General features: G+C 57.6%; 14 protein-coding genes and 1 pseudogene. 8 read left to right on the forward strand and 7 right to left on the reverse strand.

Translation table 11 applies throughout. From position 1 onward, the window contains the following. Positions 1-728: pseudogene (locus tag LC354_RS21995) on the forward strand (hypothetical protein); the annotation flags it as partial. A 332-nt stretch (positions 729-1,060) separates the two neighbouring features. Continuing rightward, the gene (locus tag LC354_RS22000; RefSeq protein ID WP_223427918.1) at positions 1,061-1,441 is read left to right on the forward strand and encodes an SEL1-like repeat protein; all 381 of its coding nucleotides are present in this window, start codon (positions 1,061-1,063) and stop codon (positions 1,439-1,441) included. A 141-nt stretch (positions 1,442-1,582) separates the two neighbouring features. Here the strand turns inward: LC354_RS22000 and LC354_RS22005 are convergent, their stop codons facing one another. The 4 genes from LC354_RS22005 to LC354_RS22020 form a co-directional block, all read right to left on the reverse strand. Then, complete coding sequence (locus LC354_RS22005; RefSeq protein WP_223427924.1) at positions 1,583-2,926, reverse strand: DUF6538 domain-containing protein; 1,344 nt, start codon at positions 2,924-2,926, stop codon at positions 1,583-1,585. A gap of 97 nt (positions 2,927-3,023) precedes the next feature. After that, positions 3,024-3,542 carry a MarR family winged helix-turn-helix transcriptional regulator gene (locus LC354_RS22010; protein WP_223427925.1) on the reverse strand — a complete coding sequence of 173 codons (519 nt, stop codon included), beginning with the start codon at positions 3,540-3,542 and terminating at the stop codon, positions 3,024-3,026. 83 nt (positions 3,543-3,625) lie between these two features. Next, positions 3,626-3,886, reverse strand: coding sequence for a succinate dehydrogenase assembly factor 2 (locus LC354_RS22015; RefSeq protein ID WP_223427926.1), 261 nt, complete (start codon positions 3,884-3,886; stop codon positions 3,626-3,628). Next, positions 3,879-4,277, reverse strand: a complete 399-nt coding sequence (locus LC354_RS22020) for a helix-turn-helix domain-containing protein (RefSeq protein WP_223427927.1) — start codon at positions 4,275-4,277, stop codon at positions 3,879-3,881. The genes LC354_RS22015 and LC354_RS22020 overlap by 8 nt, the downstream gene beginning before the upstream one ends. A 91-nt stretch (positions 4,278-4,368) precedes the next feature. Between LC354_RS22020 and LC354_RS22025 the strand changes: the two genes are divergently transcribed. Beyond that, positions 4,369-5,571 carry a pyridoxal phosphate-dependent aminotransferase gene (locus LC354_RS22025; RefSeq protein ID WP_223427928.1) on the forward strand — a complete coding sequence of 401 codons (1,203 nt, stop codon included), beginning with the start codon at positions 4,369-4,371 and terminating at the stop codon, positions 5,569-5,571. 11 nt (positions 5,572-5,582) lie between these two features. Beyond that, entirely contained in the window at positions 5,583-5,993 is a 411-nt protein-coding gene (locus tag LC354_RS22030) for a hypothetical protein (RefSeq protein ID WP_223427929.1), read from the forward strand. A gap of 117 nt (positions 5,994-6,110) precedes the next feature. On the opposite strand, the gene LC354_RS22035 is transcribed toward LC354_RS22030, so the two are convergent. From LC354_RS22035 to LC354_RS22045, 3 genes are all read right to left on the reverse strand, one after another. Next, positions 6,111-7,499, reverse strand: a complete 1,389-nt coding sequence (locus LC354_RS22035) for an MATE family efflux transporter (RefSeq protein ID WP_223427930.1) — start codon at positions 7,497-7,499, stop codon at positions 6,111-6,113. 78 nt (positions 7,500-7,577) lie between these two features. Continuing rightward, positions 7,578-8,465 (reverse strand): nickel/cobalt transporter, encoded by an 888-nt coding sequence (locus tag LC354_RS22040; RefSeq protein ID WP_223427931.1) that lies wholly within the window; start codon positions 8,463-8,465, stop codon positions 7,578-7,580. Beyond that, positions 8,453-9,085 carry a DUF1007 family protein gene (locus LC354_RS22045; RefSeq protein ID WP_223427932.1) on the reverse strand — a complete coding sequence of 211 codons (633 nt, stop codon included), beginning with the start codon at positions 9,083-9,085 and terminating at the stop codon, positions 8,453-8,455. The genes LC354_RS22040 and LC354_RS22045 overlap by 13 nt, the downstream gene beginning before the upstream one ends. Positions 9,086-9,272: 187 nt before the next feature. Between LC354_RS22045 and LC354_RS22050 the strand changes: the two genes are divergently transcribed. From LC354_RS22050 to LC354_RS22065, 4 genes are all read left to right on the forward strand, one after another. Next, positions 9,273-10,568, forward strand: coding sequence for an alpha/beta hydrolase family protein (locus LC354_RS22050; protein ID WP_223427933.1), 1,296 nt, complete (start codon positions 9,273-9,275; stop codon positions 10,566-10,568). Next, positions 10,568-11,431 carry an alpha/beta fold hydrolase gene (locus LC354_RS22055; RefSeq protein ID WP_399204124.1) on the forward strand — a complete coding sequence of 288 codons (864 nt, stop codon included), beginning with the start codon at positions 10,568-10,570 and terminating at the stop codon, positions 11,429-11,431. Before LC354_RS22050 ends, LC354_RS22055 begins: the two co-directional genes overlap by 1 nt. A gap of 107 nt (positions 11,432-11,538) precedes the next feature. Next, on the forward strand, positions 11,539-12,201 hold the full coding sequence (locus LC354_RS22060) for a hypothetical protein (RefSeq protein ID WP_223427939.1): 663 nt from the start codon (positions 11,539-11,541) through the stop codon (positions 12,199-12,201). 204 nt (positions 12,202-12,405) lie between these two features. Then, entirely contained in the window at positions 12,406-14,364 is a 1,959-nt protein-coding gene (locus tag LC354_RS22065) for a DNA gyrase/topoisomerase IV subunit B (RefSeq protein WP_223427941.1), read from the forward strand. The last annotated feature ends 358 nt before the right edge of the window (positions 14,365-14,722 follow it).

Below are 14,722 nucleotides of genomic sequence, written 5' to 3' on the forward strand. Positions count from 1 at the left end.
GATCCGCGCCTCAAGCCACAATCATCAGCTCTGTCGCCTCAACATGTAGTCTTGCCGGAACAAAGGGGATAAGCCTTCTAAACGCACATGCAGGCAATGGAGAAAGTCTTGGCGTTGATCCTTATGCCAATATCAAATTTGTAAGAGAAGGCCAATATGACGCTGATCGTAGACGCCTGAGGGCTGCGGCAAAGATGCTGATTTCTGCCTACCTCTGCAAGGATGGTCCTATGAGCAGGTTTCCTAAGGGAGAGGATAGGGAGGTTGATCCTACAACCAACAAATTGAAGACTGTCTCATTCAAGGAAAGGTATTGGCTAGATCATAGTGTTGATTACTACATGGCACAGATTTTTGAACAGTTACCATTCCTACAGAAAAAGGACAGGATGCCAGCCGATCTTACATTTATTGAGTCAGAAATTATGCGCTTTGCAGTTAATAAGCTGATTGAGGTGGGTAGTCCCTGCTACTTGGTGCATGATTGCTTACTTGTAAGAGAGTCGGACAAGGACACCGCGATAACATACCTACAAGAAAGCTTATTTCAGTCACTTGGTTTTGTGTTTGATATGGATATTTCAACATATGGAAATGAATCCTACTTAGCTAAGATTCCTAGTCACTATCCCACTCAACCAACAATAAGTGCTAAGCAATCTAAACCTGATCTGATTTATGAATATGATGACTTTGATTGTGTATTAGACGATGCTGATGTGTTCTAGTTGATTAAATCACTACAATAGATTCTTACTTATATGATATATTCAATATGTTTATTAACCCATATGTCTTAAGGGGATTGGTGATAGAACATTAGAAGCAGAGTCCTCCCTTTCTAGGCTAACCAGACTAATTCAAAGGAGATGAAATAAGGCGCTGGGCGATGGTTTTGCGCATGATAGAAATGCTTACGCCAATGCCCACGCGAACCCGTTTCTGAGAGGCCATAGAGGCAGAACCAAGAGAGGGCCTGAGGTTAACCCCTTCGGCCTTTTCTCTTGTTTGGTGGGCTCAGAACTTATAATCCCGACCTGAAAATTAGGAGACTGGCATTTTGAAACGCATTTTCCACGTAGTCGCTTTGACAACCACCCTAACACTTGGCGGGCAAGCTGTATTGGCGCAGGATTTAGCTAAGGGCTGGGAGGCATACAAACAGGATGACTATGCGGCTGCGCTTCTGGAAGTCCGACCACTGGCCGAACAGGGCTATGCCCCCGCGCAATTCATTCTGGGTATGATGTATTTCTTAGGCAGGGGCCTCATTCAAGATAATGTCTATGCGCATATGTGGTTCAACATAGCTGCTTCTTTTGGTGATGAAGAGGGGGCAACTTATAGAGACATTGTTTCGGAGAGAATGACTCCCGCCGACCTTTCAGAAGCGCAGAAGTTAGCGCGTGAATGTGTCGCCAAGAACTACAAGGGCTGTTGAATGAGCCGCTCGAATGAAGGCGGAATGCCCCGTAGAGCCAATATAAGGGGTCACAGAGGGCCTTCTCTGACTTTCACGTAGGGCAGTGACCAAATGGAAGAGGTGAGCCTGTGAGGGCATTATTTTAAGGGCTGGCTAAGCTCAGCATGGGCCAGTCAACCAAGGGTGGTTTACCTTCAAAAGCCATTCATATCGGACCTCAAGACTCGGACCTGTTCCATAAGTGCCCGCTACATCACCTGACGAATGACCAGTTATGTAATTGTTAACTTCCGTGGGCGTTCCAACATCCCGAAGCAAATCCTTCAAAGTTCCTCTGTAGCTATGGTTCACTAGGTGAGGGTCTTGAGTGATGTTCCTAATATATTCCATACATGAAATTGATGATGCTGAAGTCTTACCCTGCGAGTTGAGGTTATAGTCAAAGATTCTACCATCCGAAGGCCGCAACATCTTACGTAACACTGGGACAACAGGAACCATACGTCTTGAACCCTGTGTCTTAATTTTCATGGTAGACCTAGTCAGGTCAAAATACGGAATATCGCCTTCTGTTTTATAGTCGCTCCACTCTAATAATGCAGCTTCATCTAACCTCATTCCGGTTGTGATAAGAGTCGCCATAAGCAACCTCTCTCTAGGTGAAATGTCTTGTGCAAAGATTTGGGTAAGTTGTTCTTTAGTGAAGGGCTTCCAATGTTCGACACCACGCCCATAGCCACTTAGATTCAATCCGACAGTGGGGCTTTGCTCAATATGGCCCCTTTTTTCGGCTCGCAGGAAAACCTTTGAGAGACGACTCATGCGGCCTTTGATAGTGTTGTTTGCGCAGCCTTGTTCTACTAACCATTCAGCATAGTCGTAGAGATGGATTCTCTTTACACCATCAATTAAAAGGTTTGGGTAAAGGTCCTCAAATTCTTTAACTGCGAGTTTTGTCCCCGATAACAGAGAACCCGCCATATTTCCCTTATCTATCCAGTCCCGCGCAATATCCATAAACTTTGGGACTGCTGCACTTTCTGCTTCTTGACCCTCTGCTTCCTCCAATGCCTCAAGGAATTTCTGGGCAGCGTCGAACTTTGGGCCAATCATTGTCGCAAGCCACTGCATTGCCTGCAACTTTACCGCATCTAAATGTTGGTGAACAAACGCCTCAAGCTCCAGGTCATCCGTCTCACCAATATCTGCGACATCGGGCAGAACTTGAGGTAGTAATTCCGTTGGCGTAGCGACTGAGGCAAACTCTATCAGCGCATCTTTAAGTCTGTTCGGCCTAGCACTATCAAACTGCTTATATATAGCCTCTGCTTTGTCGTGCTGGCGTCTAGCAGCTTCCGATTTGTCACTTGTGCCAGTGCTGACTTTTATCTGAGTGCGGTTATTAAAAGCTGAACGCAAGCCCACGGGGACGGTCACAGACACATACCACTTACCTTTAATGAGACTCAAAGTAGAGGCCGGGTAGCTGCTTCTAGTGTCCATTGTAGTGTCCTAAATAGTGTCCATTGTAGTGTCAACGTTATCCAAAAATCCATTAAATACAACATACAAAGGACTTAGCTGACCATACGTAGCGCAACTAGTAGATATAGCGGATCTGATCCGTCCAATACCGCTCCATCCGTTTGAGCGATGAGGTGATGTCGGCGATCCCTTCCGGACCCAGAACGCCCTTGGATTGCAGCCCTTCGGCATGGCGACCAAACAAGTCGGCAACGACGTCACGCACGGTGCGACCCTGTTCCGTCAGGCGGACCCGGACAGACCGGCGGTCAATCTCGCATCTTTGGTGATGCATGTAGCCCATTTCCACCAGCTTCTTGAGATTGTAGCTGACGTTGGAGCCCTGGTAGTACCCGCGGCTTTTCAATTCGCCTGCCGTCACCTCGTTGTCGCCGATGTTGAACAGCAACAGGGCTTGAACCGCGTTGATTTCGAGCACGCCGACGCGTTCGAATTCATCCTTGATCACGTCAAGCAACAATCGATGCAACCGTTCGACCAGTGAAAGGGCCTCAAGATACCCCACCATGAAACCATGGTCTTTGCTGCCCTGTGCCATGCCCGGGGGCTGGCGTATCGGGTCCTGAATGCTCATTTGCGATCTCCGACTCATTCTGCTTTGAATGAAAATGAGCCAGACTCGCAAACATAACGTTAAGCGACACGCAGATCGGCGCTTTACTTCTGTAGGGCCAGGGAAATATTTGAAATCAAATCAGAAAATCGCTGAGGCGGAGCTTCTTGCCCGGTCACCCAACGATAGAGGTCCTGATCGTTTTCGTTCAACAACGCATCATAATTGTCCAATGTCGGCCCATCCATCTGCGCCAGATGCGCATCGGCATAGGCCGATAGAATCAGATCCATCTCCTTGATGCCGCGGCGCATGGACCGCATCCTAAGGCGTTTCAGACGATGTTCGTAAAGCTCTTCAGGCATTGCCGGCATCCTGCAAAGCAGCCCGTAACCTTTTTTCAAGCCGCCCCACCTGTTCGGCACGCGCCAGAAGATCCCCGCGCAGATCGCGCATTTCGGTCAGCAAATCGCGCATATCGTCGGACACGGGTGCCGTTTCGGTCGGCCCATCGACCCCTTCGCCTTCGCCGTTCATCAGCCACATCATCGAGACGTTCAACAGCCCCGCCATGATCGACAGGCGATTGGCGCGCGGCTCGCTCAGATCGTCTTCCCATGCGCGCAAGGTCGCCAGACGCACCCCCAGCCGCTTGGCCAGCTGTTGTTGTGTCATCCCAGCCTGTTCGCGCGCACCTGCAACACGGTCTCCGAATGTCGAAGCTTCAGGGCTGTACCAATCGTGAGTGTCGTCCATTGCTGTCCTCCTAGATCTGTTCAAACGCTTGATTGCTGTCTTGCCCCCGCCTATGACGGATGTCGTATCCACTTACCGCCCCGAGGCCAACATGACATTCCTTTCCGCGACACTCGACCGCGTCAAACCGTCTCCGACCATCGCCGTGACGACCAAAGCGGCAGAACTGAAGGCCGCAGGGCGTGACGTCATTGGCCTCGGCGCCGGGGAGCCGGATTTCGACACGCCCCAGAACATCAAGGACGCGGCCGTCGTGGCCATCGCCATGGGGCGAACGAAATATACGGCCGTCGACGGCATTCCTGACCTTAAACAGGCCATCGTCGCCAAATTCAAGCGCGACAATGGGCTCGACTACACCACAGCCGAAGTCACCGTGGGCACGGGCGGCAAGCAAGTGCTGTATAACGCATTGATGGCGACCCTGAACCCCGGCGACGAGGTGATTATCCCTGCGCCCTATTGGGTCAGCTATCCCGACATGGTTCTGTTGGCCGGCGGCACACCTGTTACGGTGGCCTGCGGCATTGAGAGTGCGTTCAAGATGACGCCTGCGCAGCTCGAGGCCGCAATTACGCCAAAGACAAAATGGCTGATCTTCAATTCGCCCTCGAACCCGACCGGGGCCGGGTACGATCGCGCGGAATTGAAAGCGCTCACCGACGTCCTGATGCGGCATCCCCATGTCTGGGTCATGACCGATGATATGTACGAACATCTGGCCTATGACGGATTCGAGTTCTGCACCCCGGCAGAGGTCGAGCCGGGTCTGAAGGATCGCACGCTGACCGTGAATGGCGTCAGCAAGGCCTATGCCATGACAGGCTGGCGTATTGGCTATGCCGCAGGGCCGGAACCACTGATCAAGGCGATCCGCAAGGTACAGTCGCAATCCACATCGAACCCGTGTTCCATCAGCCAGTGGGCCGCCGTCGAAGCCCTTGACGGCCCGCAGGACTTCATCGCGCCCAACAACGAGATGTTCGTGCGCCGCCGCAATCTGGTGGTCGAGGCGCTGAACGCCATCGAGGGCATGGAATGCCCGGTGCCCGAAGGCGCGTTCTACGTCTATCCGTCGATCGCCGGGCTGATCGGCAAGACATCCGCCGCCGGCACCGTGATCGCGGATGACGAAACCTTTGCGACCGCCCTTCTCGAACAGACCGGGGTCGCCGTCGTCTTCGGCGCGGCCTTCGGGGTCTCGCCAAACTTCCGGATCAGTTACGCGACGTCCGACGCGGCACTGAAAGAAGCCTGTACCCGCATCCAGACTTTCTGTGCAGGCTTGAAGTAACCGGAGGACGCATGGGGGCATTGCCAGAATACTATTTCCGCGTCCGCGAAAACGGGGCAGCCGTGTTTCGGGTGGATACCGAAAACCGTCAGGGGCGGATCGAAATGGATCAGATCGCAACGGTCAATATCCGCAACGGAGAGATCAAGCCCAACGGGACGCGGGCGCTGTCGGAGGACGATCTGGCACGTATCAAGGTCTGGATGGCCGAGCGGACCGCGCTGCTGGCACAACGGGATATCGACGACATTCACCGTGCCGTCGATTACCTGAACCTGACGACCCAATGGGCCCAGTCGCGCGCCAGTGATGACCAGCTCAACGACGTGACCGATACACTGTTGCTGGCAATGCATGATCTGCGCTCCGTGCTGGTGCGCAAAAAAGCGGATCGGCTGATGCAGGAGCGCACCGCGGAATAAGCTGGTTCGCAGGGCGCGGCCGCTCACCCGTCCTGCACTTGCCCGGGCCCCTGACAGGTCTGTTTCGCAAAGGACGCCGTTCAGGGGACGGCGGGTGGGGCGACTTTTGCCCTCCGATCAGGAGGGTGAAAGAGCGTCCGACCCGGCGGCCCGGTCCAGCGCAGGCACCGTCACCCGCCAGAAGCGCAACATCAATGCCGCACCGGCAACCGCCAGCCCGACCACAAGGCCGAGCCAGACGCCGACCCCCTCCCACCCCAGAACAAACCCAAAAACATAAGAGCACGGCATACCGATGGCCCAATAGGACACGGCGGCGATCACCATGGGCATGCGCGTGTCCTGCACCCCGCGCAGCAGTCCCAGCGCCACCACCTGTGCCCCGTCCATCAGTTGGAACAACGCCGCCATCGCCAGCAGAACGATCCCGATGCTCAGGATTTCCGCGCGCGCCGGTTCATCGTTCTTCATGAATATCCCGATCAACGGCTCCGGAAAGACGACAAACAGAACCACCGTCGCCGCCGCCATCAACAGACTCATCACGATCACGGTTTTCGCACCGCGCACAAGGTGGGGCAAATCGTGGCGCCCGATGGCGTTTCCGGCCCGGATCGTCGCCACATTCGCAAGCCCCAGATGCACCATGAACGTGATCGACGCGAGTTGCAGCGCAATCCCATGCGCCGCCAACGGCACCGTGCCCAGCCATCCCATCATAAGAGCCGTGGCTGCGAACAACCCGACCTCGCTCAGCGATGTCAGCCCGATGGGCCAGCCAAGCCGAAACACTCGGGCCAGCATCTCGAAATCAGGACGCCACAGGCGTTTGAGGATGCCATGTTCCGGGAGTATGTACAGTGCATAAGCGACAACACCCAACAGCATCACGATCTGCGTCACCACCGACGCCACCGCCGCCCCGGCAATCCCCATTTCGGGCGCACCCCAATTGCCAAAGATGAAGGCATAGTTCGCCAGCCCATTGGTCACAGCCCCCACAGCGGTGATCCAGAACACGATCTGCGTCCGCTCGAGTGCGGCCAGATAGCTCTTGAATGTCATCAGGATCAGCGCCGGAAAGATCCCCCACCCCGCAATCGCCAGATAGGTCGAGCCGTCGCGCGCGACCTGTTCGGTTTGTCCCAGAAACAGCAAGATCGGCTCTGACCAGAGCATCAATGGCATCGCCAGAACGGCGAAGGCAAGGCTCAGCCACAGTCCCATGCGCGTGGCGCGGCGCAAGCTGACCTCATCGCCTTCGGCATCATAGGATGCGACCATGGGCATCACCGCCCAGGCAAAGCCCGCGCCGACCAGGAACAGCACGAAAAAGAACGATCCCGCAACGGTTTGCGCGGCCAGTTCGTTCACGCCGTACCAGCCCAGCATCACCGTATCGGTCACACCAATGGCCACCTGCCCCAGATGCCCGCCAATCAGCGGCAACCCAAGGGTCAGGACAGCGCGTCCGTGCGCAGGATACGACATGAAGGATATGGCCATGGCCCAGCCTTACGCCGGCTTTGAATACTTGAAAAGCCCTGGTGTTTTCAGACTGCCCGAATTTTGGGCGCGATGGCGTCACGAGACGAAAGGGAGAACCAAAGCCGTGGCAATCAGCGCGATCAGCGCGCCCATCACCACCTCAATCAATGCCATTGCACGCAGGGCGCCGGTGCCCGACCAATCGGCAAAAGCCGTGCGCCGCGTCCCAACCGCCGCCAGAGCCACAAGTATCGTGACACTGGCGGTGCCCAGTCCCATCACAAGAGCCCCCGCGATGCCCGCCAGCGGAATGCCAAGACCAAAACACAGGATCAGCAAGAAAACCGCCCCGGTGCAGGGCCGGATCGCGATGGAGGCCACAATGGCTGCGGCATCCCGCCAGGAAGTGATGTTCTCGGCCTGATCGACGCTGGGCCCGTGCGCATGCCCGCAACTGTGGCAATGCCCGTCCGCATCGACCGGATGGGCCACCGCCGACATTCCGCGCCGCACGCCACGCACGACCAGCCAGACGCCGACGAGGCCAATGGCGGCGTAGCTGGCGGGGGCCAGGACCTGCTCCGCGGTTTCTGTCATCTCCGCGCGCCCCCAACCAAGGACCAACGCGCCAAGGCCGACCAGCACAATCGCCGCAACAGCCTGGGCCAAGGACGCGGCCAAAGCCAACCAGGACAAGCGCCAGGCCGTGACCCGTACCGCCGCGCCGTAGCCGCCGATGACCAGTTTGCCATGTCCCGGGCCCGCCGCATGGAAAAAACCGTAGGCGGCACAGACCCCCATCAGCGCCAGCCAGGCACCCGGTTCGCCCGCACGCACCGCGCGCAGCCCTGCGGCCAGGGCGTTCTGCGCCTCGCGCTGTTCGATGGCGGCCCAGCGCGCGATCTCGCCCATACCTCCAAAGCCGAAAAGCCAGAGGAGGGCGGCGCCCGCAGCGATCAGAACCGCAAATCTCAGGGCGCGCATGTGACGAAAACCGTATCGGCAAAGGCTTCGCCCACTTCGGGATAGTCGTCCTCGGCCTCGGCCGAAGGCGTGGCATAAAGCAGTTCTTCGACCATCGTGTAGGCTGCGTCCAGATCGGCGGTCTGAATAATCGCCCGACACGACGCACTCACATCCACCGGCCCGATCAAACTGTAGGCCGTATAAAACGTCGGATCGAAGGCCTTGATCACCAAACCATCCGCGGGCCCGGTCGCGGCCCTGAAATGGGTGGACGTGATCAAGCCGTCTTCGACCTTGATCCCGCGCCCTTCGGGCGGCCCAAGAGTGACCGGTTCACCGTCACGCGCGGCGATCGTATCCCCGGCGAAGCCTTCGATCCATTGCAGATCAAATCCGTCGAGCAAGACAAGCTGGTTATGTTCCAGCCCGCCTTGTGCGTCCGGCGTCAAACCCATATCCGCCAGCAACAACAGCGAATAGAAGTCATCATAGGTCCACGCGACTTCGATCCCTTCAAAGACCCCCTCTTCATTGATCTGCAGGCGCAGTTTCGCATCCACGAAAACATGGGGGTGCGCCCGTGCTGCCAGAGGCAGGAACAGCGCAAGGGAAAGCAGACTGGTAAATAATCTTCGCATGGTCGAGATTTAGTCATCCGAGCCCCATCACTCAAGCGCTTCTATGTCGCATGATCGGCGGGACGCTGCTCATTATGGGTGGTGCATATGCGGTTGACTTGCGATAAACCTGCATGAAAATAATCGCGCCAACGGTGTCTCAGGTTGAGTCATTGCAAATACCGCTCTACAATTCAGGGAGCCTCAAATGACCCGACATGCCGCACCGCCGATTGCATTGGCCACTGCCTTGTCCGTCGTCGCACTCAGCGCTGTCGCCAACCCGATTGACCGTGTAAGACCCGACGCCCCAGTTTTGGCCCCATACGGGCCCTATAAGGTCGGCGTACAGACACTGGCCGCCTCCATCCCCAACAGCATCGATGTGGTCAATATCGACGGAAGCACCGTTCCGCGCTACGATCGGCCCCTGACACTCGAAGTCTGGTACCCTGCGGACCCGACAACGCAGCCCGGCGGCACCTACCGGGCGATCATCCGGGACGGGCAGACAGAAGTGACGCTGACCGGACAGGCAGTGCGGGATGCCGCCCCGGCTACCGGTGAACGCTTTCCCCTGATCGTGATCAGCCACGGATATCCCGGCAATCGCTACCTGATGAGCCATCTGGGTGAGAACCTGGCCTCAAAAGGCTATGTGACGGTCTCGATCGATCATACGGACAGCACGTATTCCGATCAGGGGGCGTTTGGCTCCACCCTGTTACACAGGCCCATCGATCAGGCTTTTGTCGTCGACTACATGGCGCGGTTGCCGGGCCCGATCGGCGACATCGTGGATGCGGATCATACCGGTGTGATCGGCTATTCGATGGGCGGATACGGTGCATTGATCCTGGGGGGTGCCGGGGTTACGCAAGCTTCGACGGAGTTCAACTGGGGAACGCCGAATGGTCTTCTGGCGCAGCATCTGACGGGGTCGGAAAGCCATGAGGCGTTGATCGATGAGCGCGTCAAGGCCGTCATCGCCATTGGCCCCTGGGGCAACAATGCAGGGTTTTGGGATTTGGATGGCCTGGCTGGGTTGCGGGTTCCCACGATGGTGATCGCGGGGGGGGCCGACGACGTGTCCGACTATCCGGCGATGCGGGGAATTTTCGATCATGCCGTTGGAACGGACCGCCACTTGCTGACATTCGACTATGCCAATCACAATGCCGCCGCCCCAATACCCGCACCCGCCGAAAGCTGGACACCGTCCGAGGCGCTCGATTTCCTGCCTTTTGAGCATTATGCGGACGCCGTCTGGGACACGACGCGGATGAACAACATTGCGCAGCATTTTGCCACCGCGTTCATGGACATTCATCTGAAGGGCGAAGCGGACAAGGCGATGTACCTGGATCTGATCCCGAGTGCCAGTGACGGGCTTGTCGACCTCAACGAGGCGGGCCAGCCAACCGACGATCATACCTACTGGCAAGGCTTCGCCCCACGAACCGCAGCCGGGCTCCATTTTGAGAGCAAGCCGAAGGGCGAATGATGCGGATAGAGACTCGGGATCTTGACGGGCGGCCCTTCCTGATCCGCCATTGGGGCGATCCGTCTCACCCCAAACTCCTGTTGCTGCATGGCTTTCCCGAATATGGCGGCGCCTGGGAAGATCTGGCCCCGCTGCTGGCGGACCGGTTCCACTGTATCGCGCCGGATCAGCGCGGCTATGGTGGCAGCTACGCCCCCAGCGAAGTTGGGGCATATGCTGTCTCGAAACTGGTAGACGATATGGTCGCCCTCATCGGCGCCGACGGACCTGTGACCGTGTTTGGCCATGACTGGGGCGCTGCTGTTGCTTACGGGCTGGCGATGTTTCATCCAACGCTGGTCGATCGGCTGATCGTGGCCAACGGAGTGCATCCTGTGCCGTTCCAACGGGCAATCGCCGCGGGCGGCGCGCAATCGGAAGCCTCGCAATACATGACCTATCTGCGCAGCGCGGGATCCGAAGACGCGCTGGCAGCGGATGATTTTGCCAAGCTGTTGTCGCTTTTCTCCGACAAGATGGACATGCGCTGGCTGGCCGGAGCGCGACTGGAGGCCTACAAGGCGGCCTGGCGGCAATCCGGGCTGCGCGGGATGATCAACTGGTATCGCGCCTCGCAGCTTGTGGTGGCCGATCCGGGCAAACCCGTCGAGATGCCGGATTTTCCGCTCGACGCCTTGCGGGTCACTTGCCCGCATTTGCTGATTTGGGGGGAAGGAGATACCGCCCTGTTGCCGCAATCCACCGACGGTTTGGAAGCGTTTGCGCGTGATCTGACACGGGTCAACGTACCCGGGGCAGATCACTGGATTCTGCATCAAAAACCACAACATGTGGCGCGCATCCTGCTCGACTGGATGCCCTGACGCGTCGTGCGCCGGGTTTCCCCGTAAGGCGGGCGTGTCGCCCGCCCTTTCCCAAAGGCCCATCACGCGCCATACCCATGAGGCATTCAGCACGAAAGCTGAGTCCGATGGCCCATTGCTACGATATCAAACTCGCGGCCCAGATCGCCGAAGCGTCCTACACGGGCCGACGCCACAGCCCACTGGCGCCCAGCATCCTGCATCAGTTGGACGAAAACGACGTGGCGGCGTATTTCCTGAAGGGGAACATCCTGCTGATACCCGGTTCAAACTCGGTGGCGGACTATCTGAAATATCATCTGCGGGTGTTGCAGATCGGGTGCAAACGCTATCGGCTGAGTGACGAAGACACAGAGAAAGGCGCTTCTGGCACAGTATGGCATCAGGGGTTTCTGGCCCATGTCAAGGTGATCTATGATTGGCTCAAGCGCGAAAACCTCAAGCCCGACTACATCATCGGCCACTCGCTCGGGGCTGCGGCCACGCAAGTTCTGGTCCGCACCTGCGGCGTTCCGGGAATTGGTTTCGCAGCCCCCTGGCCCCGCCGCAGTTCGGGCGCGATCAAGCATTCGGACCTTTGCCTTTGTATCAACCGCGATGACGATCCCGTCTGTGGCCTGCCGGGTATCTTTCATAACATGGGAACGGTCCACCGGGCCAAGGCGAAACGGTCGCGCTTTGGCCCGGATCACAGCATCAAGCACTACCGCCGCGTCATCGACGAGCAACAAACGCCGGGCACCTTGGGACCGCGCTGGCCCGAAGGGTAACCGCAAGCGCGCGTTTGTGGCAGACAGCGGCAGACAACGGCATGTCAAAGAGGCGCTGAGCTTCGTAGCATAGCGGAAATCAACCGAACCGAGCGATAAAGGCGAAAACGCAGGTTGTGCAGCACGCCACGGCGTCAATCCCACTTCCCCCCTTCCCGCCGCTCTGGCATAGTGTGACCCAACAAACAAAAAAGAGCAGTCCAGATGACCGACCTACTCAGTGGCGCGTCCAAGTCCAAGGACGACTACGATGCCTCCTCGATCCAGGTGCTCGAGGATATGGAGCACGTGCGGCTGCGCCCCGGCATGTATATCGGCGGCAAGGACGACCGGGCGCTGCACCACATGGTTGCCGAGATCATCGATAACTCGATGGACGAAGCGGTTGCGGGCCACGCCACATGGATCGAAGTTGAATTGCACGAAAACGGGCATGTGTCCGTGCGCGACAACGGGCGCGGCATTCCCACCGGCCCACACCCCAAGGACCCGTCGAAATCGGCCCTCGAAATCATCTTTTGCACGCTGAATGCGGGCGGCAAATTCTCCGGCGATGCCTACGAGACGTCGGGCGGCCTGCACGGCGTTGGCAGTTCCGTTGTCAACGCCCTGTCGGACCATCTGCGGGTCGAAGTGGCGCGCAACCGCGAGCTTTATGCGATGGAGTTCTCGCGCGGGGTGCCGCAGGGAAAACTTGAGATGATCGGCGCGGCGCCCAACCGGCGCGGCACCGCTGTCACCTTCCACCCTGACCCGGAAATTTTCGGTTCGCTCAAGCTCAAGCCCGCACGCCTGTTCAAAATGGCGCGGTCAAAGGCCTATTTGTTCTCCGGCGTCGAAATTCGGTGGAAAACAGCCATTGCGGATGGTGAAACTCCAGCATCGGCCACCTTCCATTTTCCCGGCGGACTGGCGGATTACCTGACCGAAGTTCTGGGCGGAGCCACGACATATTCCGACGCGCCGTTCGCGGGTACGGTGTCGTTCGACAAGTTCAAGGTTCCGGGCAAGGTCGAGTGGGCGATCAACTGGACGCCTGCGCGCGACGGCTTCATCCAATCCTATTGCAACACCGTGCCCACGCCCGAAGGCGGTACACATGAGGCCGGGTTCTGGGCGGCCATCCTGAAGGGCGTCAAAGCCTACGGCGAGTTGGTGAGCAACAAAAAGGCCAGCACGATCACCCGTGAGGACCTGACGACCGGGGCGGGTGCGCTGGTGTCGTGCTTTATCCGTGAACCGGAATTCGTCGGGCAGACCAAGGACCGTTTGGCCACGGTCGACGCCCAGCGCATGGTCGAAAACGCGGTGCGCGACCACTTTGACAACTGGCTGGCCGCAGACACCAAGGCCGCTGGCGCGATTCTGGATTTTCTGGTGCTGCGCGCCGAAGAACGGCTGCGCCGCCGCCAGGAGAAGGAAACCTCGCGCAAGACGGCCACGCAAAAGCTGCGCCTGCCGGGCAAGCTGACCGATTGTTCCAGCAAGACACGCGAGGGCACGGAACTGTTCATCGTCGAGGGCGACTCGGCCGGCGGATCCGCCAAAATGGCGCGCGATCGCAAGACACAGGCGCTTTTGCCCCTGCGCGGCAAGATTTTGAACGTCTTGGGTGCTGCCTCGAGCAAACTGGGGTCCAACGCCGAAATTGCGGATCTGACCCAAGCGCTCGGGGTGGGTTTGGGGGCCAAGTTCAACGTCGACGACTTGCGCTATGACAAGGTCATCATCATGACCGATGCGGATGTGGATGGTGCGCATATCGCGGCGCTTTTAATGACGTTCTTCTTTACCCAGATGCGGCCCATGATCGATGCGGGCCACCTTTACCTCGCCTGTCCGCCGCTCTTCCGCCTGACCCAAGGCGCGCGCCGCGTCTATTGTCTGGACGAGGTCGAGCGGGCCGAGATGCTTGAGAAGGGTCTGGGCGGCAAGGGCAAGATCGACGTGTCCCGCTTCAAGGGTCTGGGCGAAATGGACGCAAAGGACCTCAAGGAAACGACGATGAACCCGGCGACCCGCAAGCTGATTCGCGTGTCGATCGATGATGATGAACCGGGCGAAACCGGCGATCTGGTGGAACGGTTGATGGGCAAGAAACCGGAAATGCGGTTTCAGTACATTCAGGAAAATGCCCGGTTCGTGGAAGAGTTGGACGTTTAAACGAAAAGGGTCGAGCGACACGCCGCCCTGCCATTCAAGGTTTTCTGACCCTGAAAGAGCCATGCGCACTAAAAAGCGGAGGCGCATGCCTCCGCTCATACTCGTTACCAAAAAGTCGAACCAGGCTCCTGATCCGTAAGTTTTATTTATCCCCTCATGGGGTTAAATAACTCTAACGCGACTTGGGTTTCTTTGCGGCCAATTTCAGGCGACACCACTGGTCGCGTGGCAAGATCAGCGTCAGCGCGTTCCGCTGCGGCTTTAAAACCGAAAGTGTTACCTAGGCAGCGGACTCATAAAACTCGATCCACAGCCTGACGGATGCCAGTTTGATCATCGACAGGAAATTGCGTGATGT

Origin of the sequence: Tateyamaria pelophila, from assembly GCF_019966495.1 — a bacterium.
GTDB lineage: Bacteria > Pseudomonadota > Alphaproteobacteria > Rhodobacterales > Rhodobacteraceae > Tateyamaria > Tateyamaria pelophila.

What these genes read in the sequence shown, in the direction of transcription:
- LC354_RS22005 (WP_223427924.1), bottom strand. Translation starts at nt 2,926, where the DNA reads ATGGACACTAGAAGCAGCTACCCGGCCTCTACTTTGAGTCTCATTAAA.
- LC354_RS22010 (WP_223427925.1), bottom strand. Translation starts at nt 3,542, where the DNA reads ATGAGCATTCAGGACCCGATACGCCAGCCCCCGGGCATGGCACAGGGC.
- LC354_RS22015 (WP_223427926.1), bottom strand. Translation starts at nt 3,886, where the DNA reads ATGCCTGAAGAGCTTTACGAACATCGTCTGAAACGCCTTAGGATGCGG.
- LC354_RS22020 (WP_223427927.1), bottom strand. Translation starts at nt 4,277, where the DNA reads ATGGACGACACTCACGATTGGTACAGCCCTGAAGCTTCGACATTCGGA.
- LC354_RS22025 (WP_223427928.1), top strand. Translation starts at nt 4,369, where the DNA reads ATGACATTCCTTTCCGCGACACTCGACCGCGTCAAACCGTCTCCGACC.
- LC354_RS22030 (WP_223427929.1), top strand. Translation starts at nt 5,583, where the DNA reads ATGGGGGCATTGCCAGAATACTATTTCCGCGTCCGCGAAAACGGGGCA.
- LC354_RS22035 (WP_223427930.1), bottom strand. Translation starts at nt 7,499, where the DNA reads ATGGCCATATCCTTCATGTCGTATCCTGCGCACGGACGCGCTGTCCTG.
- LC354_RS22040 (WP_223427931.1), bottom strand. Translation starts at nt 8,465, where the DNA reads ATGCGCGCCCTGAGATTTGCGGTTCTGATCGCTGCGGGCGCCGCCCTC.
- LC354_RS22045 (WP_223427932.1), bottom strand. Translation starts at nt 9,085, where the DNA reads ATGCGAAGATTATTTACCAGTCTGCTTTCCCTTGCGCTGTTCCTGCCT.
- LC354_RS22050 (WP_223427933.1), top strand. Translation starts at nt 9,273, where the DNA reads ATGACCCGACATGCCGCACCGCCGATTGCATTGGCCACTGCCTTGTCC.
- LC354_RS22055 (WP_399204124.1), top strand. Translation starts at nt 10,568, where the DNA reads ATGCGGATAGAGACTCGGGATCTTGACGGGCGGCCCTTCCTGATCCGC.
- LC354_RS22060 (WP_223427939.1), top strand. Translation starts at nt 11,539, where the DNA reads ATGGCCCATTGCTACGATATCAAACTCGCGGCCCAGATCGCCGAAGCG.
- LC354_RS22065 (WP_223427941.1), top strand. Translation starts at nt 12,406, where the DNA reads ATGACCGACCTACTCAGTGGCGCGTCCAAGTCCAAGGACGACTACGAT.